This window comes from Enterobacter cloacae complex sp. XAL002 (assembly GCF_049236805.1).
GTDB lineage: Bacteria > Pseudomonadota > Gammaproteobacteria > Enterobacterales > Enterobacteriaceae > Enterobacter > Enterobacter intestinihominis.
The window spans coordinates 192,914-217,894 of sequence record NZ_JBMKJN010000007.1 but is presented as its reverse complement, the minus strand read 5'-3'; the positions used below and the strand labels follow the sequence as shown (position 1 = coordinate 217,894).

Below are 24,981 nucleotides of genomic sequence, written 5' to 3'. Positions count from 1 at the left end.
GAAAGACATCATGAAATCTCGCGCAGCTGTCGCGTTCGGCCCAGGCCAGCCGCTGAAAATCGTTGAAATTGATGTTGCTCCGCCGAAGAAAGGCGAAGTGCTGATCAAAATTACTCACACCGGCGTCTGCCATACCGATGCGTTTACCCTGTCCGGTGACGATCCGGAAGGCGTATTCCCGGCGGTGCTCGGCCACGAAGGGGGCGGTGTGGTGGTGGAAGTGGGTGAAGGCGTTACCAGCCTGAAGCCCGGCGACCATGTGATCCCGCTCTACACCGCAGAGTGCGGCGAGTGTAAGTTCTGCAAATCCGGCAAAACTAACCTCTGTCAGGCCGTGCGCGCCACGCAGGGCAAGGGTCTTATGCCGGACGGCACAACCCGCTTCTCCTATAACGGCGAGCCAATCTATCACTACATGGGGACCAGCACCTTCAGCGAATACACGGTGTGCGCCGAGATCTCACTGGCGAAAGTGAATCCGCAGGCCCCGCTGGATAAAGTCTGTCTGCTCGGCTGCGGTGTCACCACCGGTATCGGCGCGGTGCATAACACGGCGAAAGTGAAAGAGGGTGACACCGTGGCGGTGTTCGGCCTGGGCGGGATCGGTCTGGCGGTCATACAGGGCGCGGTACAGGCGAAAGCTGGGCGTATCATTGCTGTGGATACCAACCCGGAGAAATTTAAGCTCGCAGGTGAGATGGGTGCGACCGACTTCATCAACCCGAAAGACTACGACAAACCGGTTCAGGACGTGATCGTTGAGCTGACCGACGGCGGCGTGGATTTCAGCTTCGAATGTATCGGCAACGTCAACGTAATGCGCTCAGCGCTGGAGTGCTGCCACAAAGGCTGGGGCGAGAGCATCATTATCGGTGTGGCCGGCGCGGGTCAGGAGATTAAAACCCGTCCCTTCCAGCTGGTGACAGGGCGCGTATGGCGCGGGTCGGCATTTGGCGGCGTGAAAGGCCGTACACAGCTGCCGGGCATGGTTGAAGATGCGATGGTCGGCAAAATTCAGCTCGACCCGTTCATTACGCACCGCCTGCCGCTGGAGCAGATCAACGAAGCTTTCGATCTGATGCACGAAGGAAAATCCATTCGTACCGTCATCCATTTCGGCGACAACTGATTATTCTGCCAGCGGTTTTTCCCGCTGGCATTTCTTCCCTGATCTTCTCTAAAGTGTGACCTGTCTGGCGCTTTTAGGCGTAATCTAATTCCCCGCTGTGCCGATGACTCTTTTACAGGCGTGTTTTTACGCATCTTACCTATAAGAGAGTCGACGGTCATGGACAACACAACATCGATGCAGGCGCAGCACAAGCTGAGTTTCTTGCATCACATCCGGCTGGTTCCGCTGTTTTCCTCCATTCTCGGTGGCATTATTCTCCTGTTTGCCTTGAGCTCGGGTCTGGCAGGCTATTTCCTGCTCCAGGCCGATAACGATCAGCAGGATGTCACAGCAGAAATCCAGGTGCGCACCGGTCTGTCAAACAGTTCCAACCATTTACGCACCGCCCGTATCAACATGATCCACGCGGGGGCGGCGAGCCGCATCGCGGAGATGGAGGCGATGAAGCAAAACATCGCTGAGGCTGAGACCCGCATCAGGCAGTCGCAGGATGGATTTGCCGCCTATATGAAGCGCACCGTTCGCACTCAGGCTGATGAAGCGCTGGATGGCGATCTGAAAGCCCGCTATGACGCCTACATCGCCGGTATGCAGCCGATGCTGAAATATGCCAAAAACGGCATGTTTGAAGCCATTATCAACCATGAAAATGAGACCGCGCGTCCGCTGGACGATGCCTATAACGCGGTGTTGCTGAAGGCGATAAAAATCCGCACCGAACGCGCGAACGCACTGACGGCGCAGGCTCACACCCGCACCCGGCTGGGGCTGATGTTTATGTTCGGCGCGTTTGGCCTGGCGCTGGCGCTGGCGGTGATCACCTTTGTGGTGCTGCGCCGTACGGTGATAAACCCGCTTCAGCGAGCCGCTACGCGTATCGAAAATATCGCAAAAGGCGATTTGACCATGCCGGACGAACCGACCGGGCGCAGCGAAATTGGCCGCCTGACGCGCGATCTGCAAACAATGCAGCACGCGCTGGTGACAACCGTGGGCACAGTGCGGCAGGGGGCGGAGGAGATCTACCGGGGAACCAGTGAGATCTCCGCGGGTAATACCGATCTCTCATCCCGAACCGAACAGCAGGCGGCGGCCATCGAACAGACGGCGGCCAGCATGGAGCAGCTCACCGCGACGGTGAAGCAAAACGCCGATAACGCGCATCATGCGAGTAAACTTGCAGAAGATGCCTCCGGTAAGGCCAGCCGCGGGGGGCAGATGGTCTCCGGCGTGGTGAAAACCATGGGTAATATTTCCACCAGCTCGAAGAAGATCTCTGAAATTACCGCCGTGATTAACAGCATCGCGTTCCAGACCAATATTCTCGCGCTCAATGCGGCGGTCGAGGCGGCGCGTGCGGGTGAACAGGGACGCGGCTTTGCGGTCGTGGCGAGTGAAGTCCGCACCCTGGCAAGCCGCAGCGCGAACGCGGCGAAAGAAATTGAAAGCCTGATTAATGAATCGGTGTCGCTTATCGATCAGGGTTCCGGGGAGGTGGTTGCGGCGGGCAATACCATGAATGAGATCGTCGAGGCGGTTAAACGCGTCACCGATATTATGCTGGAGATTGCGGCCGCGTCTGATGAGCAGAGCCGCGGCATTGTTCAGGTGAGCCAGGCGATTTCCGAGATGGATAAGGTGACGCAGCAGAATGCCTCGCTGGTGGAAGAAGCCTCTGCGGCGGCGGCCTCGCTGGAAGAGCAGGGCGCGCGTCTGACGGAAGCCGTTGGCGCGTTTCGTCTCAATGGGGCACGAGCAAGAAGGACTGCTGCCGCAACCGCAGCAAAACCCGCGCCTTTAACCCCGGCGGCGGCTGTCTCAGGTGATAACTGGGAAACGTTCTGAGTAAGACAGACCCGCCCTCGCGGCGGGTTCTGCGTTTAGGGTCAGAGAGGCATTGACTTACGAATGGCGCTTAACAGCGTTTGGGCGCCTTCAGAGAGCGGGGCATCTACCCGCGTCAGGATCCCAATGGGTTCTCCTGCGCCGGGTGAGGTTACCGGCAGCGCGGTGAGCACGCCGCGTCGCAGATCGTCCTTCACCGCGCCGGACGGCACAAACCACACGTAGTCATAATCCACCGTCAGCTGGCGCGAAAGAGACGCCGAGAGCGTTTCAATACACCCTGAAGGCAGCGTGCAGCCCTGCATTTGCAGCAACGCTTCCGCATTCTGACGCGGAACCGTTCCTTTCGGGGAGACTACCACCGGCCACTCCATTACGCGGCTTAAGGTGACGGTATCCTGCAGCAGGGGATGATTCGGACGCACGACCAGCTTCAGTGATTCCAGGAACAGCAGCTCGTAATTCAGGCCGCTCATCAGTTCCGGATCGGACATCCGGCCAATGCCCAGATCCAGCTCGCCTGACTTCAGGCCCGCCAGCAGCATGGTGTTATTCATGGTCGCGACCTGAAGCGTGGCGTGCTTTTGCTGGCGGTGGAACTGGCCAATCGCCGCAGGCAATATGCCCAGCGCCGCCGTTGGCAGTGCCCCCACGCGCACGATGTCGCTGGCCTGCTCTTCTTTACGGTTTAAGGCCTGACCGGCGGTATTGAGGGCATCAAGAACTTTAACGGCATGCGTCAGGAACTGTTCGCCTACGAGCGTAAGCTGAGCGCCCAGACGGCCGCGGTCGAACAGACGGGTTCCGGTAAGCTGTTCCAGTTCGTTCAGCGTTTTGGATAGTGCAGGCTGACTAAGGTTAAGGGTTTCAGCCGCTCGCCCCAGCGTTCCCTGTTGAGCGACGGCCACAAATGTATGCAAATGGCGCAAGCGTATGCGCTGACTGAACAGACCATTTTTTTCCATAGGCGATGTTAAAAACAGAGCGACGCGGGTGACAAGTTAAGTTGTTTGAATTTGATAACCTGATAGCAAAATATTTTTAACATTTGATCTGTTTGAGTTACAACTGTTTTTCGAAAACGCCCATGCTTTGACCACTCGTCTGCCTGGATCACAATTTGTAAATTCTTCCCAACGAAAAGAACGGGCTTCTCTACACTCCAGGTAGTATTCACTGGAGGCATGACATCATGGCGAACACCATCACGGCTGATGATATTCGGGAACACTTTTCACAGGCTATGTCGGCGATGTACCAGCAGGAAGTTCCGCAGTACGGCACCTTGCTGGAACTGGTGGCGGACGTTAACCTGGCGGTTCTGGAAAATAACCCACTTTTACATGAACAACTGGCAAATGCAGACGAACTGGCGCGCCTGAATGTTGAACGTCACGGTGCGATCCGCGTTGGCACCGCGCAGGAGCTTTCCACCCTGCGCCGGATCTTCGCCATTATGGGCATGTACCCGGTCAGCTACTACGATCTCTCCCAGGCGGGCGTGCCCGTCCACTCGACGGCGTTTCGTCCGACTGACGATGCGGCGCTCTGCCGTAATCCGTTTCGCATTTTTACCTCGCTGCTGCGCCTGGAGCTGATTGAAAACGTTGCGCTGCGCGAAAGGGCGGCAGAGATCCTCTCCCGGCGCAACATCTTTACGCCGCGCTGCCTGGACCTGATCGACCTGCATGATGTACAGGGACACTTTACCGAGGCACAGGCGCGCGAATTTGTGCAGGAAGCCTTAGAAACCTTCCGCTGGCATCGCCATGCGACGGTCGATCAGGAAACCTATCTGGCGCTTAGCAACGAACATCGCCTGATAGCCGACGTGGTCTGTTTCCCGGGGTGCCATATCAACCATCTCACGCCGCGCACGCTGGATATCGACCGGGTACAGGAGCTGATGCCGAAGTACGGCATTGAGCCGAAAATCCTGATTGAAGGCCCGCCGCGCCGCGAGGTGCCGATCCTCCTGCGCCAGACCAGCTTTAAGGCGCTGGAAGAGCCGGTGCTTTTCGCGGGAGAACACAAGGGTACGCATACCGCGCGTTTCGGTGAGATTGAGCAGCGGGGCGTGGCCCTTACGCCGAAAGGACGCGAGCTGTACGACCGTCTGTTAAATCAGGCCGGGACCGGCAAAGACAACCTGACCCATCAGCTTCACCTGCGCGAGATCTTCAGCACCTTCCCGGACAGCGAAATGTTCCTGCGCCGTCAGGGGCTGGCTTATTTCCGCTACCGTCTGACTCCGACAGGTGAGGCGCATCGCCACGCGTTTCGTCCCGGCGACGATCCGCAGCCGCTGATCGAACGCGGCTGGGTTGTGGCGCAGCCGATCACCTATGAGGATTTTCTGCCCGTCAGCGCGGCGGGGATTTTCCAGTCGAATCTTGGCAATGAAACGCAGGCGCGCAGCCACGGCAATGCCAGCCGCAATGCCTTCGAAGCCGCGCTCGGCTGTGCGGTGTACGACGAGTTTACGCTTTACGAGGAGGCGGAAGCGCGCAGCAAACAGCGTTGCGGTTTGCTCTGAAACCGTTACTCTGCAGGGGTGTGATGGAAAAAGAAGGTTGGTATGGAAAATCCCTCCGCCCCTGTAGTTGAAACGCGCCAGGGCGCACTAATTGGTTCTACTGAAGGCGATACCCATGTGTGGTGTGGCATTCCTTATGCGGCACCGCCGGTTGGCCCGTGGCGCTGGCGCTCCCCACGCCCCCCTGCACGATGGGATGGCGTGCGTCCGGCGACGGCGTTCTCCGCCTCCAGCTGGCAGAGCAGCGAAAGCTGTCAGGAGCTGGGCGGCGGCGATCCCGGCCAGTTCTCTGAAGACTGCCTGTACCTTAACGTCTGGTCGCCAGTCGCACGCGCCGATCCGCTTCCGGTGATGGTCTGGCTGCACGGCGGAGGATTTACCCTCGGCGCTGGCGGTCTGCCTCCGTATAACGGCAGGGCGCTGGCGAAGCGCGGCACGGTGGTGGTGACAATTAATTACCGTCTCGGCCACCTCGGCTTTTTTGCCCATCCGGCGCTGGAAGGGGAAGAAGAACGCGTGGTGCATAACTTTGCGCTGCTCGATCAGATCCAGGCCCTGGAATGGGTGCGCGATAACATTGCCGCGTTCGGCGGCGATCCTGAGAACATCACCGTATTTGGCGAGTCGGCCGGTGCGCGCAGCGTGCTGTCGCTGATGGCTTCTCCGCTTGCGGGAGGACTGTTCCATAAAGCCATTGTGCAAAGCGGGTACACGCTGCCCGACACCCCGCGCGAGCAGGCCATGCATAAAGGCGAAGCGATTGCTGCCCATTTTGGCCTGCAAAATGCCACCGCGGAACAGCTTCGCGCGATCCCGCCTGAGGCGTTCTGGCCGCTGACCTCGCCACTGAATATCGCCCCTGCGCCCATCGTGGGTGACTGCGTTTTGCCTGAGGCCATGCTCGATGTCTTTTTCGCTGCCCGTCAGCATTCAGTACCGGTGATGATTGGGTCAAACAGCGACGAAGCCAGCGTGATGTCGGTGTTCGGGGTCGATCTTGCCGGGCAGATCCAGAAGCTCCGTCGCGAGCGGCGCTTTGGCCTGGGGCTGATCAAGCTGCTTTATCCTGGCGTGAAGGGCGATGAGGAACTCGGCAGGCAGGTTTGCCGCGACATGGCCTTTACCACCATGGGATACGTGGTGATGCAGGCGCAGCAGCGGGCAGGCGGCCTGTGCTGGCGATACTGGTTTGATTATGTGGCCGAAGCGGAGCACGCGACGTATACCAACGGCGCCTGGCACGGTAACGAAGTGCCCTACGTGTTCGATACCCTTGGGCAGGTGGAACCCTCGCGGAAGTATGTAAACGAACGCGATCTGGCCTTCGCCGCTCAGGTGGCGGACTACTGGGTGAGCTTCGCCCGGGATGCGGGAGCACACGATAGCCTGGTGGGGCCCACGCGCTGGCCCGCCTGCCGGAAAGGGCGGGACGTGTTGTTGCGCATCGGTGTGAATAAACATGCAGGTTTTCGGCTTGAAAACCGTTTTATGCGTGCCCGTATGAGCCTCTTCAAACGGGTAATGAAACACCACGTCAGCCTCGACTGAGCAGACAGGCACGAAACGCATCCAGCCCGTTCTCCGGGTCGGGTGCGTCGCGTAACACCAGCCGGTAGCTCGCCCCCGTCTTTATGCTCGTATCATAAGGCCGCATCAGCCGTCCGGCGCGCACGTCCTCCTCCACCAGCGTTTCATCCGCAATGGCGATGCCCAGCCCCTGAATGGCGGCGGTAATGGCCAGATCCATGGTTTCAAAGTGTTGATTTTTGAGCATAGCTGGCGCCGGACGCGGCTGTTTCGCCAGCCACAGCGTCCAGTCCGTTTTGTCCCGCGTGGGGTGAAGGAAGGTGAGTGTTTCCAGCGCAGAACCGGCCCGCAGCGGGCTCATCACCGGGGTTAAGGCCTCTTCGAACAGCAGATCGCCGGCGCTCATGTGCGTTCCAAACACAATCGCCGCGTCATAGGATTCGGTTTTGAAATTGACGTTATGATCGGTGGTAGTGGTCAGCGCAATCTGGAGTTCCGGCTGTTCGCGCTCGACCTGTAACAGACGCGGTACCAGCCAGCGCATCGCGCAGGTAGGCGCTTTCAGACGAATTACGGTCTGGTGCGTCCGCGCCTGTTCAGCAACGTTAAGCAGGTGCTCAAACGCAGATTGCAGTTCCGGCAGCAGGGCGCTTCCCTGTGAAGAAAGACGCAGGCCGCGAGCATGGCGTTCGAACAGCGGGAAGCCGAACCAGCTTTCCAGCGAGGCAATTTTGCGGCTTACCGCCCCCTGCGTCAGACAAAGCTCCTTCGCGGCATGGGTAAGATTCAGGTGACGCGCGGTCACGATAAACGTCTCTACGGCATTAAGCGGAAATGAACGACGCGACATATCTCACCTTAGCTATGCGTTTTTGTCATGGCTATTATGACAACAATTCGATTGTCCCGGCAATCAAGTTATTGTTTGAATAGTTATGCATTCACCACGAGAAGGGACAGAGGATGACTTTGAAAACGCCGGTGCAGACCCGCTCCAAATTGCCCGATGTAGGAACCACCATTTTTACCGTTATCGGCCAGCTTTCAGCCCGGCATAACGCCATCAACCTTTCTCAGGGTGCGCCGAATTTTTCCTGCGACCCAAAACTTATCTCCGGCGTCACTCGCGCCATGGAGTCAGGGCATAACCAGTATGCCTCCATGACCGGGCTGCAACCGCTCAGAGAGCGCATCGCGGACAAAATTGCCACGCTCTATGGCACCCGCTATGACCCGGCGAGTGAGGTACTGGTGACCGCCAGCGCCAGCGAAGGGCTTTACTCAGCCATCAGCGGGCTGGTTCATCCTGGCGATGAGGTGATCTATTTCGAGCCCTCCTTTGACAGCTATGCGCCGATTGTCCGTCTGCAGGGGGCGACGCCGATCGCTATTAAGCTGACGGTACCGGATTTTGCCGTGAACTGGGATGAAGTACGCGCGGCTATTACCCCACGCACGCGGATGATCATCGTCAATACGCCGCACAACCCGAGCGGACAGGTGTTTTCAGCCGCCGATCTGCACCAGCTGGCAGCGCTGACGCGCCACACCGACATCATCATTTTGTCTGACGAAGTGTACGAGCACGTCGTTTTTGATGGCGAACCGCATCACGGGATGGCAACGCACCCGCAACTGGCGGAGCGCAGCGTGATTATTTCTTCTTTCGGAAAAACCTATCACGTCACCGGCTGGCGAGTGGGTTATTGTGTGGCGCCCGCGGAGCTGATGGATGAAATATGTAAGGTCCATCAATTTTTAATGTTCTCGGCCGATACGCCGATGCAGTACGCGTTTGCCGAACACATGACCGATCCGCAAACCTGGCTGTCGCTGGCGGCGTTTTATCAGCGCAAGCGCGATCTGCTGCAAAGTTTGCTCGCCGACTCACCGTTCAGGCTGCTTCCGAGTGCCGGTTCGTTCTTCCTGCTTGCGGATTACAGCGGCTTTAGCGACGAGCGCGACAGCGAGATGGTGAAAAGGCTGATTGTTGAGTACGGGGTTGCCACCATTCCGCTGTCAGCGTTTTATGCCGATGGCACGGACAATAAACTGATCCGTCTCTCTTTTGCGAAAGATGAGGCGACGTTACGGGCAGGTGCCCAGGCCCTTTGTCGGGTTACACCACGTTAAGGAATTTGAGATGAAATTACGCGCGTTAGTTGTCGGCATAGGACTGCTGTGTTCATTCTCGTCGTTTGCTGCTACCGAGTTGCGATACGGGCTGGAAGCGGAATATCCGCCGTTTGAAAGCCGCAATGCCTCAGGGGAGCTGGAAGGATTTGACGTAGAATTGGGAAATGCCATCTGTAAAGCCGCCGCGCTGAAGTGCAGCTGGGTAGAAACCTCGTTTGATGCGTTGATTCCCGGTCTGGTGGCGAAAAAGTTCGACGCCATAAACTCGGCGATGAACATCACCGAACAGCGTCGTAAGAGCATTGATTTTACCCAGCCCATCTACCGTATTCCCTCCCAGCTGGTGGGCAAAGCCGGTTCTGCGGTAGAGGCCACGCCGGAAGGGCTGAAGGGCAAAACCATCGGCGTTCTCCAGGGTTCAATTCAGGAAACCTACGCCAAAGAGCACTGGGAAAAGCACGGTGTCACCGTGGTGTCTTATAAAGATCAGAATATGGCCTGGGGAGATCTGCTGAATGGCCGCATCGATGCCTCGCTGGTCATGTCAGCGGCCGGGCAGGCAGGTTTCCTCAGCAAGCCGCAGGGTAAAGGGTTTGGCTTTATCGGCAAACCGGTGTCGGACGACACCATCCTCGGCAGTGGGATCGGCTTTGGGCTGCGTAAGGGGGATGAGGCCACCAAAAAGCAGCTTGATGCCGCAATTGATAAAGTACGTGCCGACGGCACGATCGCTAAACTGGCTGATAAGTACTTCCCGGGTATCGATGTCAGCGTAAAATAACCGCCTCGTTGGTCCCGGCTGTTGATGTCCAGCCGGGACACTTTTATACATAACTTTACCCCTTTTTCAGGCCGTTCTGGTCGACAGAAAATATTTCTCGGTTTGTTCAGATAATCACCCGCCAACAATTGGATTCTTAACCGTTTTTGTTTAGGCTGTGCGTTCTTTCTTGCCGTCATTTCGCTGCGCGCGAAACTCATTCACACGACCATAAGGACGTTTTCTCAGGCATGAATCGCAGACGTTTTCTCAAAGGTTCCCTGGCAATGGCTGCCCTGAGCGGCACTTCTGGCCTTGCTTCTCTGTTTTCCCAGGCGGCGTATGCTGCTGACTCCGACATTGCCGACGGTCAGAGCCGTCGCTTTGACTTCTCTGTTCTGCAATCCATGGCGCACGATCTGGCGAAAACCTCGTGGGGTGGTGCGCCGCGTCCGCTGCCGGAAACGCTGGCCACCATGACGCCGCAGGCGTACAACGCCATCCGTTACGATGAGAAACAGTCGCTGTGGAATAACATTGAAGGTCGCCAGCTGGACGCCCAGTTCTTCCATATGGGGATGGGATTCCGCCGCCGCGTGCGCATGTTCTCGCTGGATCAAAGCACCTCTCAGGCGCGTGAGATCCACTTCCGTCCAGAGTTGTTCAGCTACGGCGATACGGGCGTGGATACCAAACAGCTTGAAGGTCAGAGCGACCTCGGCTTCGCCGGATTCCGCGTCTTTAAAGCGCCCGAACTGGCGCGACGCGATATCGTTTCGTTCCTGGGCGCGAGCTACTTCCGCGCAGTGGATGATACCTACCAGTACGGCCTTTCCGCGCGCGGGCTGGCGGTGGATACCTTTACTGACACCCCGGAAGAGTTCCCGGATTTCACCTCCTTCTGGTTTGAAACCGTTAAGCCGGGCGATACCACCTTTACCGTCTATGCGCTGCTGGACAGCCCGAGCATTACCGGTGCCTATAAGTTTGTGATCCACTGTGAGAAGAGCCAGGTGATCATGGACGTCGAAAACCATCTCTATGCGCGCAAAGACATCAAGCAGCTCGGCATCGCGCCGATGACCAGCATGTTCAGCTGCGGCAACAACGAACGCCGCATGTGCGACACCATTCATCCGCAGATCCACGATTCAGACCGCCTGGCAATGTGGCGCGGTAACGGAGAGTGGATCTGCCGACCGCTGAACAACCCGCAAAAGCTGCAATTTAACGCTTATCTGGATAAAAACCCGAAAGGCTTTGGTTTGTTGCAGCTTGACCGTGACTTCTCCCATTACCAGGACGTCATGGGCTGGTATAACAAGCGACCAAGCCTGTGGGTCGAGCCGCGCAACAACTGGGGTAAAGGATCCATCGCCCTGATGGAGATCCCGACAACCGGCGAGACGCTCGATAACGTGGTCTGCTTCTGGCAGCCGGAGAAACCGGTGCAGGCGGGTGATGAACTGGACTTCAAATACCGTCTCTACTGGAGCGCGCAGCCGCCGGTGCGTTCACCGCTGGCAAACGTCTACGCTACCCGTACCGGTATGGGCGGCTTCCCGGAGGGCTGGGCGCCGGGTGAGAATTACCCGAAAGTGTGGGCCCGTCGATTTGCCATTGACTTCGTCGGGGGCGATTTGAAGGCCGCCGCACCGAAGGGCATTGAGCCGGTGATCACCCTGTCCAGCGGTGAAGCGAAGCAGGTGGAGATCCTCTACGTCGAGCCGTTCGACGGGTATCGCATTCTGTTTGACTGGTATCCAACCTCTGACTCCACCGAGCCGGTCGATATGCGTCTGTTCCTGCGCTGTCAGGGCGACGCCATCAGCGAGACCTGGCTGTACCAGTATTTCCCGCCCGCGCCGGACAAACGTAACTACGTTGACGATCGGATCATGCGTTAGTCCTTATGGGTTTGTGCCGGGTGGCGGCTTCGCCTTACCCGGCCTGATTCGGACGCATTTGTAGGCCGGGTAAGCGTTAGCGCCACCCGGCAATTAAGAGGCACTATGTCTTCAGAAATTATCCCCGTAACCCAGGAAATCGAGCTTCGCGCCGTCGAAGAGCGCTATACCACCGATCTGCATAACCTCGTTGTTAAAAACAAAACTTGGCTGCAAACCGCCTTCGACTGGGCGCAGCATGTCGGCACTGAAGAGGACACGCGCCGTAACGTTCAGAGCAATCAGATGCTGCACCAGCGCGGCTACGCCAAAATGTTCCTGATTTTCATGAAGGACGAGCTGGTGGGCGTGCTTTCTTTTAACGCGATAGAGCCTGCGAATAAGGCCGGGTACATCGGCTACTGGCTTGACAAAGCGCATCAGGGGCAGGGCATTCTCTCTCAGGCGCTACAGGCGTTTATGCGCTATTACGTTGAGCGCGGCGAGATCCGCCGCTTTGTGATCAAATGTCGCGTGGCTAACCATAACAGTAACCGCGTGGCGCAGCGCAACGGTTTTACGCTGGAAGGTTGTTTGCGGGAAGCGGAAATGCTCAACGGCCGCTTCGATGACGTAAACCTGTACGCCAGGTTATTCCCGCTATAGCGCCCCCAGCAGCGGCGTCCGGGTGATCCGCGTGTCACCGTTGATCACTTTGGCTCCCCGGACGTGAATGCTTTCACCCTCCAGCGCCTCGATCGCCGCATCGTCTGTCATCTCCACCTGATGCTCAATCAGGACATCGCCGCTGATACGCGCTCGCCCCTGAATAACGACCTTGTCATCAATCAGGATCGGCCCGCCGCGTAACCACGCCTCGCCACCAATCAATACGTGGTGTTTGATAACGCAGTTACCTTCGACGAGGGCGTTTTCCGCGACCTGTGAACTGTACCGCACGGTCGGGATGGCATCATCCTCTAAACCGGCCAGCAGGCGGGCGTTGCCGTACACTTTGGCGCAGTCGCACACCCAGACGTTATTAAGCGCGTTGCCCTCAAGAATGGCGCGGTCGAACACCTCCGCGCGGTGCTCAACAAAGGCCCAGGTCACCATGGCATCGCCGTAGATTTGCGCCTGATGCACAATACGCGACTGGCTGACCGTGGCTCTGTCGTAAATCTGCAGGATCTGCTCACGGTCGGGTGTCAGCCCTTTGGCTGCAATCACCATGCTATTATGCAGCACCCGCGCGTCACCCGCGATACGGCATTCCCCGCGTACGGTGGAGTGCTGGATAGTGACGTTGTCACTTATTGCCGCGCCGTGACTTACCTCTGCCGCGTCAAGCCAGCTGTTGCCGCCTACGTGTGCGCGGTGGCTTACGATGCAGGGTTGGGTGAGGCGGGCGTTGCCGGATATCCTGGCCCCGGCAAACACCACGCTGTTTTCATCATAAACCCAGCAATCCCCGTCCTGGGCGAGCGCGTGTTCATCCTCAACCCAACCACCTTTTGTCCCGCTGGTCACATCGTTAAAATCCTTTGCGGCAATAATCTGTCTGAGTAGGGTTGTGCACGGCGTTGATCCATCCTGCCAGCGCCAGAGACGCGTTTCATTGCCAAGCCTGTATTTTGTCATCGTGTTTTCCCTGAAAAGCCATTCACTAAACGTAGCAAACTTTTGGCGTTTCGAAGTGCTGGCGTCTGCACGGTAAACCCCTTAAAATGGCATTTAAAATACATTTTAAAGTTTAAAAAAAATGCATAACCAAGACCAACGCGTTCTTAACTTGCCCGCCGGTTATTTCGGTATGGTTCTGGGTACCATAGGTATGGGGTTCGCCTGGCGTTATGCCGGTACTATCTGGCCGGTGACGCGCTGGACGGGCGAGATCCTGGTGGCGCTGGCGGTGGCGATCTGGTTCCTGCTGAGCGTGGCGTTTCTTACCCGTGCGGTACGGTTTCCACATAGCGTGCTGGCCGAGATGCGGCATCCGGTAATGAGCAGTTTTGTCAGCCTGTTTCCTGCCACAACGCTACTGGTGGCCATTGGCTTTGTGCCGTGGTGCCGACCGGTGTCGCTGGTGCTGTTTAGCGTAGGCGTGGTGATCCAGCTTGCGTATGCCGCCTGGCAAAGCGCCGGGCTGTGGCGCGGTAAGCATCCGGAAGAGGCCACGACGCCGGGACTGTATCTGCCGACGGTAGCGAACAATTTTATCAGCGCCATGGCCTGCGGTGCGCTGGGTTTCCACGATGCGGGGCTGGTGTTCCTTGGCGCCGGGGTCTTTTCCTGGCTGAGCCTGGAGCCGGTCATTTTGCAACGCCTGCGCAGCGCGGGCGAACTGCCCGCGGCGCTTCGTACCTCGCTTGGGATCCAGCTTGCGCCTGCCCTGGTGGCTTGTAGCGCCTGGTTTAGCGTCAACGGCGGCGAAGCGGACACCTTCGCCAAAATGCTTTTCGGCTATGGTCTGTTGCAACTCCTGTTTATGCTGCGTCTGATGCCGTGGTATCTGTCACAGCCGTTCAACGCGTCGTTCTGGAGCTTCTCGTTCGGGGTGTCGGCGCTGGCGACCACCGGTTTGCATCTTGGGCAAAGTAGCCCGTCAGGGTTCTTTCACGCCCTTGCTGTTCCCCTGTTTATTTTCACCAACGTCATCATCGCGATGCTGCTGGTCCGTACTTTTATCTTGCTGATGCAGGGCAAACTTCTGGTGCGCGCTGATAAGGCACTGCTAATGCAATCTGAGGAAAAATAATGACTGTCGATGAAAACTACTTTACTGAGAAATATGGGCTGACCCGCACGCACTCAGAGGTCCTGCTCAGCGCGGACATTGTTAAGCCGGGAAAAACGCTCGATCTCGGTTGCGGAAATGGCCGTAACAGCCTCTACCTCGCTGCCAACGGCTATGACGTGACGGCGTGGGATAAAAACCCGATGAGCATCGATAACATCGAGCGCATTAAGGCGGCGGAAGGGATCGCGAATCTGCAAACGGCGATAAAGGACTTGAACAACCTGACTTTTGACGGCAAATATGACTTTATTCTTTCCACCGTCGTGTTGATGTTTCTCGAAGCGAAAACCATCCCTGGTCTTATCGCCAATATGCAGCGTTGCACTAAACCAGGCGGCTATAACCTGATCGTTGCCGCCATGGATACGGAGGACTATCCGTGTGCCGTCGGTTTCCCGTTTGCCTTCAAGACCGGTGAACTGAGCCACTACTACGAAGGCTGGGAGCTGATCAAGTACAACGAAGAGGTGGGGGAACTCCACCGTACCGATGCCAACGGGAACCGTATCAAGCTGCGCTTCGCCACCATGCTCGCACGCAAGCCCGCTTAACGCGCGGCCAGCAGACAGAGTTGCAGGGCCGTGCGACAGGAGGCCTCGAACGACGACAGCGGTAAAAACTCAAACTTTGAGTGGAAGTTATGGGCGCCGGTGAAGAAGTTCGGGGTGAGCAAGCCTTTGGCTGACAGGGCCGCCCCGTCCGTGCCACCGCGCATGGGGATCGGTTTTGGGGTGATACCGAGCGATTCCATCGCCTCGAACATCAGGTCGATCGCGCGGCGGTCTTCGCCAATCGCATTGCTGATATTGCTGTAGGTATCTTCAATGCGATACTCCACGTTTGCCGTGGGATGCTGCGCAGCAATCCGCGCTGCCACATCGGCAATTTGCTGCTTGCGGGCGGCAAAACCCTCTTTGTCAAAATCACGAATGTTGGCTTTCAGCACCGCTTCGTTTTGCCCGGCCTGGATGCCGTTAAACCAGATATAACCTTCGCGCCCCTCGGTGCATTCCGGGGTTTGCTGGCGATCGAAATGGCTGATGAAATCCGTTGCCATCAGTAGCGGGTTGACCAGCACCCCTTTGGCGGACATCGGGTGCGCCGTGACGCCGGTAAAGCGAATTTCAGCCGCCGCCGCGTTAAAGTTCTCGTAAACAATTTCCCCCAACTCGCAGCAGTCGATGGTCCAGGCAAAATCGACGTCGAAGCGCTTCAAATCCAGCGCTTTCGCGCCACAGAGACCAATCTCTTCATCGGGCACAAACGCCACCACAATATCGCCATGCTTATGTTCAGCGGTGAGGTTTTCCAGCACCGTCATGACCACGGTGACGGCCGCTTTATTATCTGCGCCTAATACGCTGGTTCCGTCGCTGAAAATAATCTCCTCATCAGGATAAGCCAGAATTTCCGGGTGCTCATTTACGCGCAACCAAATATCTTTTTCTTTATTCAGGCAGAGATCATCTCCCGTAAAGGTTAATATTTGTGGATGAATATCCGGGGATAAACCGACGTCAACGGTATCGATATGGGTAATAAAACCAATCCGCGGCGCGCCGGGAATATTGCCTTTTTTCACGGCGGTAACGGTGGCGAACTCATCAATCACAATATCGTCTAACCCCAGCGTTTCCAGCTCCTTCGCCAGCTCCCGCGCCATGTCGTGCTGGCCCGGGGTGGAGGGCAGGGTTTTGACTTTCGGGTCGCTCTGGCTGGTGATGGCGAGATAGCGGAAAAAGCGTTGGGTTAATTGTCTGGAGAGTTCTGAGCCCATAGTGTTTCCTTCTGTATTTATTTTTCATGTGTTTGCGCCATCACTTTAATGTTATTTATGAAATGGCAAAAGAAGTAATTAGCCGTCGAATTAAAAAGACAGGAATAAATGATGAAAAGCACATTCACAATGATAACGCTGGCGCTTGCTGCGCTGACGGTCAGTTCCACCGTCGCGGCAAAAACGCTGGTGTATTGCTCCGAAGGATCGCCGGAAAATTTCAATCCTCAGCTCTATACGTCGGGGACCAGCGTGGACGCCAGCGCCGTACCGGTTTATAACCGTCTGGTCGATTTCAAACCGGGCACTACCGAACTGGTGCCGAGCCTGGCGGAAAGCTGGGAGGTGAGCGAGGATGGTAAGGTCTACACCTTCCACCTGCGCAAAGGGGTGAAATTCCACAGTAATAAACTGTTCACGCCGACGCGCGACTTCAACGCGGATGACGTGATTTTCTCGTTTATGCGCCAGAAGGATGTGAATCATCCCTACCATAACGTCTCCAACGGCAGTTATTCCAACTTCGAAAGTCTGGAGTTCGGCAGCCTGATTACCGCCATTGATAAGGTTGACGATCGCACCGTGCGCTTCACCCTGGCGCACCCGGAAGCGCCGTTTGTTGCCGATCTGGCGTGGTATTTTGCCTCCATCCTGTCGGCGGAGTATGCCGATGCCATGCTTAAAGCGGGCACGCCTGAAAAGGTCGATATGCAGCCGATTGGCACCGGGCCGTTTAAGCTGGCGCAATATCAGAAGGATTCCCGCATCCTTTTTACCGCCTTCCCGGACTACTGGCAGGGAAAATCGAAGCTGGATCGACTGGTGTTCACCATCACGCCGGACGCCTCGGTGCGTTTTGCCAAAGTCGAGAAGAATGAGTGCCAGGTGATGCCGTTCCCAAACCCGGCGGATCTGCCGCGTATGAAGGCTAACAAAGACATCAACCTGATGAGCAAGGCCGGTCTGAATACCGGTTTCCTGGCATTTAACACGCAAAAGCCGCCGCTGGATAACGTAAAAGTGCGCCAGGCGCTGGCGATGGCGATTAACAAACCGGCCATCATTGAGGCGGTCTTCCACGGCACCGGCACGGCGGCGAAAAACCTGCTGCCGCCTGGCGTCTGGAGTGCCGACAGCGAGCTGAAAGACTACGATTACGATCCAGAAAAAGCGAAAACGCTGTTAAAGGAGGCGGGATTTGCCAACGGCGTAAGCATCGATCTGTGGGCTATGCCCGTGCAGCGGCCGTATAACCCGAACGCGAAGCGTATGGCTGAAATGATCCAGGCGGACTGGGCGAAAGTAGGCGTGCAGACCAAAATCGTGACCTACGAATGGGGCGAATATCTGAAGCGCGTGAAGGGCGGGGAGCATCAGGCTGCGCTGATGGGCTGGACAACTGCGACGGGCGATCCGGATAACTTCTTCGGACCACTGTTTACCTGTACGTCCGCCAACGGCGGGTCGAACTCGGCCAAATGGTGCTATAAGCCGTTTGATAACCTGATTGCCGAAGCAAAATCGATAACCGATCGCGAAAAACGCGTGGCGCTGTACAAGCAGGCGCAGCAGATGATGCACGATCAAATGCCGGCGGTTATGATTGCCCACTCGACCATTTTTGAGCCAGTCAGAAAAGAGGTCACGGGCTATGAAATCGATCCCTTCGGCAAACATCTGTTCTGGCAGGTAGATATAAAACAGTAATATTTTTCTGCCCGGATCCGGTCCGGGCACTATTTTCACAATTTGTGCCTTCCCCGTCATTTTTGCCACAACATTTCCCTCTGTTTTTTGTTATAACTTCAAGTGCATACTTGCAGATAACTCGGAACTCCATCATGCGTACTTCCACTTTTTTTAAAGTTGCAGTGCTTTCTGGCCTGTTGGCCCTTTCTGGCTGTGCGTCAAAAGTCGCAGCCCCCGATCAATATTCAGGCTTTTTAAAAGATTACTCTGACTTGCAGGAGATGACATCAGCAACCGGGAAACCAACCTTGCGTTGGGTCGATCCTTCCTATGATCCGGCGAACTACGACAGTATTATCTGGACCCCGATAACCTATTATCCGACACCAAAGCCAACCACACAGCTTGGGCAAAAAACGCTTGATGAATTGTTGAGTTACACCAATAACACATTAAAAAACGCGATTGGCCAGCGTAAGCCAATTGTGACGACGCCGGGCAAACACAGCCTGATCTTCCGCGGCGCCATCACGGGTGTGAGCTCAGAGAAAGAAGGTTTGCAGTTCTATGAAGTGGTGCCCGTCGCGCTGCTGGTTGCGGGTACGCAGATGGCAACTGGCCATCGCACCATGGATACGCATCTTTTCTTTGAAGGTGAGCTGATTGATGCGGCCACGAACAAACCGGTAGTTAAAGTTGTTCGTAAAGGTGAAGGTAAAGAGCTTGCCAACGAGAACACGCCGTTGGGATTCGCCACACTGAAACAGGTTGTGGATGATATGGCGACCGATGCCACCATGTTTGATGTCCATCAGACAGCAAAATAATAAAAACGGCCTGCATCTACGCAGGCCGTTATTTTATGCCGTCAGCAGGCGGCGGAACCAGGTTTCCGGTTTCGTAAACATCACCATATTTCCCCCCAATATCAACAGCAGGCCGACGATCCCGTTGATATGCCACACGTAACCCTCGTACACCGTTGAAATCGACAGCGCCACCAGCGGGAACAGCAGGGTGCTGTACGCGGCCTTACCGGGACCAATGCGGCCTACCAGCGTAAAGTAGGCGCCGAAGGCAATCACCGAGCCAAACAGAGCAAGATAGAGCAGCGCCCCCATATAGCTCACCGTCCATTCCGGCATAAAGCTTTCGCCCCTGAATAGAGCGATAAGGCCCATCACGACGGTGCCATACAGCATCGCCCAGGCGTTGGTGGTCATGGTTTCCAGACCGTTTCGCTGATGACGCATGCTGATCATATTCCCCAGCGAGAAGCCGTAGGTGCCGAGGGCGGAAAGCCCGATGCCCGTAAGCAATGACGCGCTCCAGCCGCTGGCGAGCAGATCGTTCCAGAACAGGGTAATGATCCCGATAAGCCCCAGCGCTGCCGCCGTCCAGAAGCGCGCGGGTGGACGCTGGCCGAAGAAGATAAAGCTGTTGATGGCGTTATACAGCACGGCCATCGAGAAAATCACCGACTCAAGGCCGGTATTGATATGGGCGGCGGCGGTGTAAAAGCACCAGAAGTTGAAACAGAAAACGCAGCAACCCTGAAGCATGCAGTAGAGATGATCCCGCAGCGCCAGCCTGCGCAGGCGACGAAGGGCGACCAGGACGATCATCATCGTGGCGCTGGCCACGGCGAAGCGCCAGAAAATGGAGACCGGCGCTGCAACCGGCCCCTGTTGTAAAAAAATGGCGATCCAGGTCGTGCCCCAGATAACAACAACCAGCCCATAGAGTAATGCGTTCATGGTGTCTCTCTTCTCATACCGCGGAAAACAACAGTGTGGCGAAAGAAGGGGGCCCCGGCTTTCATCGCCTTGCGCCGGACTTGCAAATTCTTGCGCTTTTTTCTCGCACAATGGCTGGTAACAGGCTGCAACACTTCTTAGACTGACAGTCTGATTAATCACCTGTTTACGGCCATGTCTCTCGTTTACGACACCTTTGAAACGTTACGCCAAAAAAATGCAGTGCTGCGGGAAACCGTCGCGCTCAATACTGGCATTCAACTGGCGGCGTGGTACAACAAGCACGACACGATCACCGTGAAAAGCAACCATCACACCCTTAGCCTGTACGTGGCGGATGGCTATGAAAGCTATCAAAAAACGCCGGGTGGCTGGAAAAATGGCGGCGGGCCGGACCGTTTTTGTCTGATGCCGGAAGAGAGCGAATCCACATGGGATATTCGTGATGACCTGTCGTTCGTGCACCTCTACTGCACCGATGAACACCTGCGGGACGTGGGGGAGAAAATCTGGGATAAACGACCGCTATCGCTGACGCTGGAGGAAAAAATCTTCGGCAGCGATCCGAAAATCACCGCCCTTTATCGCCAGTTTTTGCTCGGCTGCGACTGGCAGCAAAACGCCAATCAGCTCACCCTGAGCACTGCGTCGACCTTATTACTGACGCATTTGGTCCAGCACTATTCCAGCGTCCAGTGGAAGTTACCGGTGGTCACCGGCGGGCTATCGCCGTTTGTGCTGCGCAACGTGCTGGCCTTTATCGAGGAAAATCTGGCGCAACCCTTAACGCTGGCGGAACTGGCGGGCCAGGCCGCACTCAGTGAGTATCACTTTGCGCGGATGTTCCGCCAGTCGATGGGGCTGGCGCCGCATCAGTACGTCATGCAGCGCCGCATGGAGAAGGCCAAAGCGCTGATTCAGCACACGACCACGCCGCTCACCGACATCGCGCTTGCCTGCGGATTTAACTCCGCCAGCCATTTCAGTAACCGTTTTCGCAGCATGACCGGCATCACGCCGTCACAGCTACGCGCGGCGAAGGCGTGAGAAGACAGCGTAACAGATCCCACCCAGCACCAGCCCCCAGAAAGCGGAGCCAATTCCCAGGAGCGTGACGCCGCTGGCGGTCATCAGGAAGGTGACGATCGCCGCGTCGCGCTCTGCTTCATGATTCAGTGCCTGATACAAACTCCCGCTGATAGTGCCGAGCAGGGCCAGCCCGGCCAGCGTCTGGATGCCGCTCAGCGGCAGGGCGGCCATCATCCCCGAAATCGACCCGCCGAACACCCCCGCCAGCAGATAAAACCCACCTGCGGCCGCCGCTGCCAGCCAGCGTTTACTGGCATCCGGGTGGGCGTCCGGGCTCTGGCAGATGGCGGCGGTGATGGCGGCGATGCAGATGGAATAGACGCCGAAGGGGGACAACAGCAGCGCCAGCCCGCCGGTGGCAACGATCAGCGGTGAGACCGCCAGCGGATAGCCCGATGCCTGCATGGTGGCGAAGCCGGGCGCATTCTGCGACGCCATGGTCACCAGGAAGAAGGGTAAGCCGATGCTGATCAGGCTGGTGAAGGTGAACGCAGGGGCAATGAATTCCGGCATGATCACCGATAACGTCATTTTATTCGTGACAACGTCACCTCCAGCCCAGGCCACGAACACCCCCACCAGCAGCGTGGCGACAATGGCGTACCGGGGCGCTACGGCTTTAGCCATCAGCCAGGCGCCCAGCATACTGCCGCAAAGAAGCACGTGTCCCTCAAGATTGCTGAATGCCTTCAGGCCAAACTGTAACAGCACGCCTGCCAGCATAGCGGCGGCAAGCGAGTGCGGGATCAGTTTCATCAACCGGGCAAACAGGCCAGTGACGCCGCACAGCAGAATCAGCGCATTCGCAAATATAAATACCCCTATGGTTTCCGCCAGCGTCACGCCTTGCAGGCTGGTGGCGAGCAGCGCCGCGCCAGGAGTCGACCAGGCGGTCAGCACCGGGGCTTTATACCACCACGACAATGCAAGCGTGCTGATCCCCATCCCGAGCCCCAGCGCGGTCATCCATCCGGCGATTTGCTGTGTACTGGCGCCCGCCGCCGCAGCCGCCTGCCAGATAATGGCGGCAGAGCTGGCGTAGCCCACCAGAACGGCAACAAAACCAGCCAGCACGGCAGGAAAGAGAGAGGCAGTCGATCGCATGTGAACTCCGTTGTGCGTTATAACGTCCGGGATAAGGTATCACTGTGCGCTATAGCGTACAAGTGGTATGCTTTGCCCCAACAGGAGGAACTATGGATATCACTCAACATCTGGCAACCACACTGAAAGCGCTGCGTCAGGCGCGGGGCTGGAGCCTGTCGAAACTGGCGGAAGAGACGGGCGTGTCGAAAGCGATGCTTGGGCAAATCGAACGCAATGAGTCCAGCCCGACGGTCTCAACCTTGTGGAAAATTGCCACCGGGCTGAACGTACCTTTTTCGGCGTTTATCACTCCAGAGAGCGAACCGCAGGCGGTGTTCGATCCGCAGCAGCAGGCGATGGTGGTGAAACCGCTTTTCCCCTGGGATGAACAGCTTAAGTTCGACCATTTCTCCATCACCCTGTCGCCCGGCGCGCTGAGTGAGTCCACGCCGCACGAAGCCGGGGTGATTGAACACGTGGTGGTGATAAGCGGTGAGCTGGATATGCATATCGACGGTGTCTGGCGCACTCTATACGCTGATTCCGGCGTGCGTTTTGCCGGCGATAAACCGCACGCGTACCGCAACAGCAGCACCCGGACGGTGCATTTTCACTCTCTGATCCATTATCCCCGCTAAAGCGTCGCAAAACGGTTTCACTGGCACAGACTTCTGACTACAATAGCCGCCATTTTGACCATAACGGATAACGACGAAGTATGCGCCTGCACCCCCATCATCTTGAACTGCTAAGCCCGGCCCGCGACGCCGCCATTGCCCGTGAAGCCATTCTTCACGGTGCGGATGCCGTCTACATTGGCGGCCCAGGCTTTGGTGCCCGTCATAACGCCAGCAATAGCCTGCGCGACATTGCCGAACTGGTACCGTTCGCCCACCGTTTCGGGGCGAAGGTGTTCGTGACCCTGAACACCATTCTTCATGATGATGAGCTGGAGCCCGCGCAGCGTCTTATTACCGATCTCTACCAGACCGGCGTTGACGCTCTGATCGTTCAGGATATGGGTGTTCTGGAACTGGATATCCCGCCAATTGAGCTGCACGCCAGCACCCAGTGCGATATCCGCACCGTTGAGAAGGCGAAGTTTCTTTCAGACGTCGGGTTTACGCAGATTGTTCTGGCGCGTGAGCTGAACCTGAACCAGATCCGCGATATCCACCAGGCCACCGACGCGACCATTGAATTCTTTATCCACGGTGCGCTTTGCGTGGCCTATTCCGGGCAGTGTAATATCTCTCACGCCCAGACGGGGCGCAGCGCTAACCGCGGCGACTGCTCTCAGGCCTGCCGTCTGCCGTATACCCTGAAAGACGATCAGGGCCGCGTGGTGGCATTCGAAAAACACCTGCTGTCGATGAAAGATAACGATCAGACGGCAAACCTCGGCGCGCTGATCGATGCCGGCGTACGCTCCTTCAAAATTGAAGGCCGCTACAAGGACATGAGCTACGTGAAAAATATCACCGCCCATTATCGTCAGATGCTGGATGCCATCATCGACGATCGCGGTGACCTGGCGCGCGCGTCCGCCGGTCGTACAGAGCATTTCTTTATTCCATCGACGGACAAAACGTTCCACCGCGGCAGTACGGATTATTTCGTTAATGCGCGCAAAGGGGATATTGGCGCGTTCGATTCACCGAAGTTTATTGGTCTGCCGGTGGGTGAAGTGCTGAAAGTGGCGAAGGATCATCTTGACGTTCAGGTTACAGAGCCGCTGGCGAACGGCGATGGTCTCAACGTGATGATCAAACGTGAAGTGGTTGGTTTTCGCGCCAATACGGTGGAGAAAACCGGCGAAAATCGTTATCGCGTCTGGCCGAACGAAATGCCTGCCGACCTTTGCAAAGCCCGCCCGAATGCGGCGCTGAACCGTAACCTGGATCACAACTGGCAGCAGGCCTTGCTCAAGACCTCCAGCGAGCGTCGCATTGCGGTGGATATCGCGCTGGGTGGCTGGGAAGAGCAGCTGATCCTGACCATGACCTGCGAAGACGGCATCAGCGTGACGCATACGCTCGACGGCCTGTTCGAGGTGGCGAACAATGCGGAGAAAGCGCTCAGCAACCTCAAGGATGGCGTAGCGAAGCTCGGGCAGACCATTTATTATGCGCGCAATATTGAGGTGAATCTGCCGGATGCGCTGTTCGTGCCGAACAGCCTGCTGAACCAGTTCCGCCGTGAAACGGCAGAGATGCTGGATGAAGCACGCCTGGCAAACTATCCGCGCGGCAGTCGTAAGGCCGAAGCGGTGCCTGCGCCGGTCTACCCGGACACGCATCTCTCTTTCCTTGCGAACGTTTACAACCACAAAGCGCGTGCGTTTTACCATCGTCACGGCGTGCAGCTGATTGACGCCGCGTATGAAGCGCATGAAGAGAAGGGCGATGTGCCGGTGATGATCACCAAACACTGCCTGCGGTTTGCCTTTAACCTTTGTCCGAAACAGGCGAAAGGCAATATTAAAAGCTGGAAAGCGACGCCGATGCAGCTGGTGAATGGCGATGAAGTACTGACGCTGAAGTTTGACTGCCGTCCGTGTGAAATGCACGTTATCGGCAAGATGAAGAATCACATCTTCAAAATGCCGTCTCCGGGCAGCATTGTGGCCTCCGTCAGCCCTGACGATTTGATGAAAACCCTGCCGAAGCGTAAAGGCAGCTAACCCGCAGAATGGGTATCCGGTTTGCGCGATTTCTGCCATACATGGTGCTCGCGCAACCCCTCCGCAGACTCCTCTGCCGCGCTGCGTAACTCGTCGCTGTCAGCTTCATGACGAAGCTGATGGTCGGCGTTTTTCACGTAAAGAAATTCATGTCCTTTGTGCTCCGCCATAATCTGCCCTGAGAACAGGGCGCTAATCACCAGCAGTAGCGAAAAGCCTTTTCTGAACATCTTTTACCCCCGAAAATACGCTACGGTCATCGTAGGGATAATTTCATA

Annotated in this window: 22 protein-coding genes; 15 read left to right on the top strand and 7 right to left on the bottom strand. The window is 56.8% G+C overall.

Annotated elements, in window-relative coordinates:
* Positions 1 to 10: 10 nt before the first annotated feature.
* Entirely contained in the window at positions 11 to 1,129 is a 1,119-nt protein-coding gene (locus tag ACOT0L_RS09330; RefSeq protein WP_017693450.1) for an S-(hydroxymethyl)glutathione dehydrogenase/class III alcohol dehydrogenase, read from the top strand.
* A 159-nt stretch (positions 1,130 to 1,288) separates the two neighbouring features.
* Positions 1,289 to 2,977: a methyl-accepting chemotaxis protein gene (locus tag ACOT0L_RS09325; protein WP_126503033.1), complete on the top strand. Its 1,689-nt coding sequence runs from the start codon at positions 1,289 to 1,291 to the stop codon at positions 2,975 to 2,977.
* Between the two features lie 41 nt (positions 2,978 to 3,018).
* Here ACOT0L_RS09325 and ACOT0L_RS09320 read toward each other — a convergent pair whose 3' ends face one another.
* A complete protein-coding gene (locus tag ACOT0L_RS09320; RefSeq protein WP_022648073.1) occupies positions 3,019 to 3,942 on the bottom strand; it encodes a LysR substrate-binding domain-containing protein in 924 nt (307 codons plus the stop codon).
* A 227-nt stretch (positions 3,943 to 4,169) separates the two neighbouring features.
* Here ACOT0L_RS09320 and hglS point away from each other — a divergent pair, with 227 nt between their 5' ends.
* Both hglS and ACOT0L_RS09310 read left to right on the top strand, forming a co-directional pair.
* The gene (hglS, locus tag ACOT0L_RS09315) at positions 4,170 to 5,513 is read left to right on the top strand and encodes a 2-oxoadipate dioxygenase/decarboxylase HglS (protein ID WP_022648074.1); all 1,344 of its coding nucleotides are present in this window, start codon (positions 4,170 to 4,172) and stop codon (positions 5,511 to 5,513) included.
* A 42-nt stretch (positions 5,514 to 5,555) separates the two neighbouring features.
* Positions 5,556 to 7,061 carry a carboxylesterase/lipase family protein gene (locus ACOT0L_RS09310; RefSeq protein ID WP_126503032.1) on the top strand — a complete coding sequence of 502 codons (1,506 nt, stop codon included), beginning with the start codon at positions 5,556 to 5,558 and terminating at the stop codon, positions 7,059 to 7,061.
* On the opposite strand, the gene ACOT0L_RS09305 is transcribed toward ACOT0L_RS09310, so the two are convergent.
* On the bottom strand, positions 7,048 to 7,890 hold the full coding sequence (locus ACOT0L_RS09305) for a LysR family transcriptional regulator (RefSeq protein ID WP_022648076.1): 843 nt from the start codon (positions 7,888 to 7,890) through the stop codon (positions 7,048 to 7,050). The genes ACOT0L_RS09310 and ACOT0L_RS09305 overlap by 14 nt on opposite strands.
* A gap of 113 nt (positions 7,891 to 8,003) precedes the next feature.
* On the opposite strand from ACOT0L_RS09305, the gene ACOT0L_RS09300 reads away from it, so the two are divergent.
* The 4 genes from ACOT0L_RS09300 (at position 8,004) to rimL (ending at position 12,488) form a co-directional block, all read left to right on the top strand.
* Positions 8,004 to 9,173 (top strand): pyridoxal phosphate-dependent aminotransferase, encoded by a 1,170-nt coding sequence (locus ACOT0L_RS09300; RefSeq protein WP_023306171.1) that lies wholly within the window; start codon positions 8,004 to 8,006, stop codon positions 9,171 to 9,173.
* Positions 9,174 to 9,183: 10 nt separating this feature from the next.
* Positions 9,184 to 9,957, top strand: coding sequence for an ABC transporter substrate-binding protein (locus ACOT0L_RS09295; RefSeq protein ID WP_038416033.1), 774 nt, complete (start codon positions 9,184 to 9,186; stop codon positions 9,955 to 9,957).
* Positions 9,958 to 10,187: 230 nt separating this feature from the next.
* On the top strand, positions 10,188 to 11,843 hold the full coding sequence (locus ACOT0L_RS09290; RefSeq protein WP_126503031.1) for a glucan biosynthesis protein D: 1,656 nt from the start codon (positions 10,188 to 10,190) through the stop codon (positions 11,841 to 11,843).
* Positions 11,844 to 11,948: 105 nt separating this feature from the next.
* Entirely contained in the window at positions 11,949 to 12,488 is a 540-nt protein-coding gene (gene rimL, locus ACOT0L_RS09285) for a 50S ribosomal protein L7/L12-serine acetyltransferase (RefSeq protein ID WP_063152179.1), read from the top strand.
* Here the strand turns inward: rimL and ydcK are convergent.
* The gene (gene ydcK, locus ACOT0L_RS09280) at positions 12,483 to 13,463 is read right to left on the bottom strand and encodes a YdcK family protein (protein ID WP_045308099.1); all 981 of its coding nucleotides are present in this window, start codon (positions 13,461 to 13,463) and stop codon (positions 12,483 to 12,485) included. The two genes, rimL and ydcK, sit on opposite strands and share 6 nt — an antisense overlap.
* 121 nt (positions 13,464 to 13,584) lie before the next feature.
* On the opposite strand from ydcK, the gene tehA reads away from it, so the two are divergent.
* Complete coding sequence (gene tehA, locus ACOT0L_RS09275) at positions 13,585 to 14,580, top strand: dicarboxylate transporter/tellurite-resistance protein TehA (RefSeq protein WP_126503030.1); 996 nt, start codon at positions 13,585 to 13,587, stop codon at positions 14,578 to 14,580.
* The gene (gene tehB / locus ACOT0L_RS09270; RefSeq protein WP_126503029.1) at positions 14,580 to 15,173 is read left to right on the top strand and encodes a tellurite resistance methyltransferase TehB; all 594 of its coding nucleotides are present in this window, start codon (positions 14,580 to 14,582) and stop codon (positions 15,171 to 15,173) included. Before tehA ends, tehB begins: the two co-directional genes overlap by 1 nt.
* On the opposite strand, the gene pepT is transcribed toward tehB, so the two are convergent.
* Complete coding sequence (pepT, locus tag ACOT0L_RS09265) at positions 15,170 to 16,399, bottom strand: peptidase T (protein ID WP_023306176.1); 1,230 nt, start codon at positions 16,397 to 16,399, stop codon at positions 15,170 to 15,172. The genes tehB and pepT overlap by 4 nt on opposite strands.
* Positions 16,400 to 16,510: 111 nt before the next feature.
* Between pepT and ACOT0L_RS09260 the strand changes: the two genes are divergently transcribed.
* Together ACOT0L_RS09260 and ACOT0L_RS09255 are read left to right on the top strand one after the other, a co-directional pair.
* A complete protein-coding gene (locus ACOT0L_RS09260) occupies positions 16,511 to 18,106 on the top strand; it encodes an ABC transporter substrate-binding protein (protein ID WP_022648085.1) in 1,596 nt (531 codons plus the stop codon).
* 134 nt (positions 18,107 to 18,240) lie between these two features.
* Positions 18,241 to 18,915: a DUF3313 domain-containing protein gene (locus ACOT0L_RS09255; protein ID WP_022648086.1), complete on the top strand. Its 675-nt coding sequence runs from the start codon at positions 18,241 to 18,243 to the stop codon at positions 18,913 to 18,915.
* A gap of 33 nt (positions 18,916 to 18,948) precedes the next feature.
* Here the strand turns inward: ACOT0L_RS09255 and ACOT0L_RS09250 are convergent, their stop codons facing one another.
* Positions 18,949 to 19,845 carry a DMT family transporter gene (locus ACOT0L_RS09250; protein WP_022648087.1) on the bottom strand — a complete coding sequence of 299 codons (897 nt, stop codon included), beginning with the start codon at positions 19,843 to 19,845 and terminating at the stop codon, positions 18,949 to 18,951.
* Positions 19,846 to 20,019: 174 nt separating this feature from the next.
* On the opposite strand from ACOT0L_RS09250, the gene ACOT0L_RS09245 reads away from it, so the two are divergent.
* Positions 20,020 to 20,892, top strand: a complete 873-nt coding sequence (locus tag ACOT0L_RS09245; protein ID WP_022648088.1) for a helix-turn-helix domain-containing protein — start codon at positions 20,020 to 20,022, stop codon at positions 20,890 to 20,892.
* Here the strand turns inward: ACOT0L_RS09245 and ACOT0L_RS09240 are convergent.
* Positions 20,872 to 22,038: a benzoate/H(+) symporter BenE family transporter gene (locus ACOT0L_RS09240; protein ID WP_126503028.1), complete on the bottom strand. Its 1,167-nt coding sequence runs from the start codon at positions 22,036 to 22,038 to the stop codon at positions 20,872 to 20,874. The genes ACOT0L_RS09245 and ACOT0L_RS09240 overlap by 21 nt on opposite strands.
* A 92-nt stretch (positions 22,039 to 22,130) precedes the next feature.
* Here ACOT0L_RS09240 and ACOT0L_RS09235 point away from each other — a divergent pair, with 92 nt between their 5' ends.
* Together ACOT0L_RS09235 and ACOT0L_RS09230 are read left to right on the top strand one after the other, a co-directional pair.
* Entirely contained in the window at positions 22,131 to 22,658 is a 528-nt protein-coding gene (locus tag ACOT0L_RS09235) for a helix-turn-helix domain-containing protein (RefSeq protein WP_032624275.1), read from the top strand.
* An 80-nt stretch (positions 22,659 to 22,738) separates the two neighbouring features.
* On the top strand, positions 22,739 to 24,703 hold the full coding sequence (locus tag ACOT0L_RS09230) for a peptidase U32 family protein (protein ID WP_126503027.1): 1,965 nt from the start codon (positions 22,739 to 22,741) through the stop codon (positions 24,701 to 24,703).
* On the opposite strand, the gene ACOT0L_RS09225 is transcribed toward ACOT0L_RS09230, so the two are convergent.
* A complete protein-coding gene (locus tag ACOT0L_RS09225; protein WP_126503026.1) occupies positions 24,700 to 24,933 on the bottom strand; it encodes a DUF2554 family protein in 234 nt (77 codons plus the stop codon). The genes ACOT0L_RS09230 and ACOT0L_RS09225 overlap by 4 nt on opposite strands.
* Between the last annotated feature and the right edge of the window lie 48 nt (positions 24,934 to 24,981).

Excerpts from the sequence above, each read along its gene's own strand:
- ACOT0L_RS09255 (WP_022648086.1), top strand. The coding sequence starts at position 18,241 with ATGCGTACTTCCACTTTTTTTAAAGTTGCAGTGCTTTCTGGCCTGTTG.
- ACOT0L_RS09230 (WP_126503027.1), top strand. The coding sequence starts at position 22,739 with ATGCGCCTGCACCCCCATCATCTTGAACTGCTAAGCCCGGCCCGCGAC.
- ACOT0L_RS09235 (WP_032624275.1), top strand. The coding sequence starts at position 22,131 with ATGGATATCACTCAACATCTGGCAACCACACTGAAAGCGCTGCGTCAG.
- ACOT0L_RS09260 (WP_022648085.1), top strand. The coding sequence starts at position 16,511 with ATGAAAAGCACATTCACAATGATAACGCTGGCGCTTGCTGCGCTGACG.
- ACOT0L_RS09295 (WP_038416033.1), top strand. The coding sequence starts at position 9,184 with ATGAAATTACGCGCGTTAGTTGTCGGCATAGGACTGCTGTGTTCATTC.
- tehA (WP_126503030.1), top strand. The coding sequence starts at position 13,585 with ATGCATAACCAAGACCAACGCGTTCTTAACTTGCCCGCCGGTTATTTC.
- ACOT0L_RS09240 (WP_126503028.1), bottom strand. The coding sequence starts at position 22,038 with ATGCGATCGACTGCCTCTCTCTTTCCTGCCGTGCTGGCTGGTTTTGTT.
- ACOT0L_RS09225 (WP_126503026.1), bottom strand. The coding sequence starts at position 24,933 with ATGTTCAGAAAAGGCTTTTCGCTACTGCTGGTGATTAGCGCCCTGTTC.
- ACOT0L_RS09245 (WP_022648088.1), top strand. The coding sequence starts at position 20,020 with ATGTCTCTCGTTTACGACACCTTTGAAACGTTACGCCAAAAAAATGCA.
- hglS (WP_022648074.1), top strand. The coding sequence starts at position 4,170 with ATGGCGAACACCATCACGGCTGATGATATTCGGGAACACTTTTCACAG.
- ACOT0L_RS09320 (WP_022648073.1), bottom strand. The coding sequence starts at position 3,942 with ATGGAAAAAAATGGTCTGTTCAGTCAGCGCATACGCTTGCGCCATTTG.
- rimL (WP_063152179.1), top strand. The coding sequence starts at position 11,949 with ATGTCTTCAGAAATTATCCCCGTAACCCAGGAAATCGAGCTTCGCGCC.
- tehB (WP_126503029.1), top strand. The coding sequence starts at position 14,580 with ATGACTGTCGATGAAAACTACTTTACTGAGAAATATGGGCTGACCCGC.
- ACOT0L_RS09325 (WP_126503033.1), top strand. The coding sequence starts at position 1,289 with ATGGACAACACAACATCGATGCAGGCGCAGCACAAGCTGAGTTTCTTG.
- ACOT0L_RS09305 (WP_022648076.1), bottom strand. The coding sequence starts at position 7,890 with ATGTCGCGTCGTTCATTTCCGCTTAATGCCGTAGAGACGTTTATCGTG.
- ACOT0L_RS09300 (WP_023306171.1), top strand. The coding sequence starts at position 8,004 with ATGACTTTGAAAACGCCGGTGCAGACCCGCTCCAAATTGCCCGATGTA.
- ACOT0L_RS09250 (WP_022648087.1), bottom strand. The coding sequence starts at position 19,845 with ATGAACGCATTACTCTATGGGCTGGTTGTTGTTATCTGGGGCACGACC.
- pepT (WP_023306176.1), bottom strand. The coding sequence starts at position 16,399 with ATGGGCTCAGAACTCTCCAGACAATTAACCCAACGCTTTTTCCGCTAT.
- ydcK (WP_045308099.1), bottom strand. The coding sequence starts at position 13,463 with ATGACAAAATACAGGCTTGGCAATGAAACGCGTCTCTGGCGCTGGCAG.
- ACOT0L_RS09290 (WP_126503031.1), top strand. The coding sequence starts at position 10,188 with ATGAATCGCAGACGTTTTCTCAAAGGTTCCCTGGCAATGGCTGCCCTG.
- ACOT0L_RS09330 (WP_017693450.1), top strand. The coding sequence starts at position 11 with ATGAAATCTCGCGCAGCTGTCGCGTTCGGCCCAGGCCAGCCGCTGAAA.
- ACOT0L_RS09310 (WP_126503032.1), top strand. The coding sequence starts at position 5,556 with ATGGAAAATCCCTCCGCCCCTGTAGTTGAAACGCGCCAGGGCGCACTA.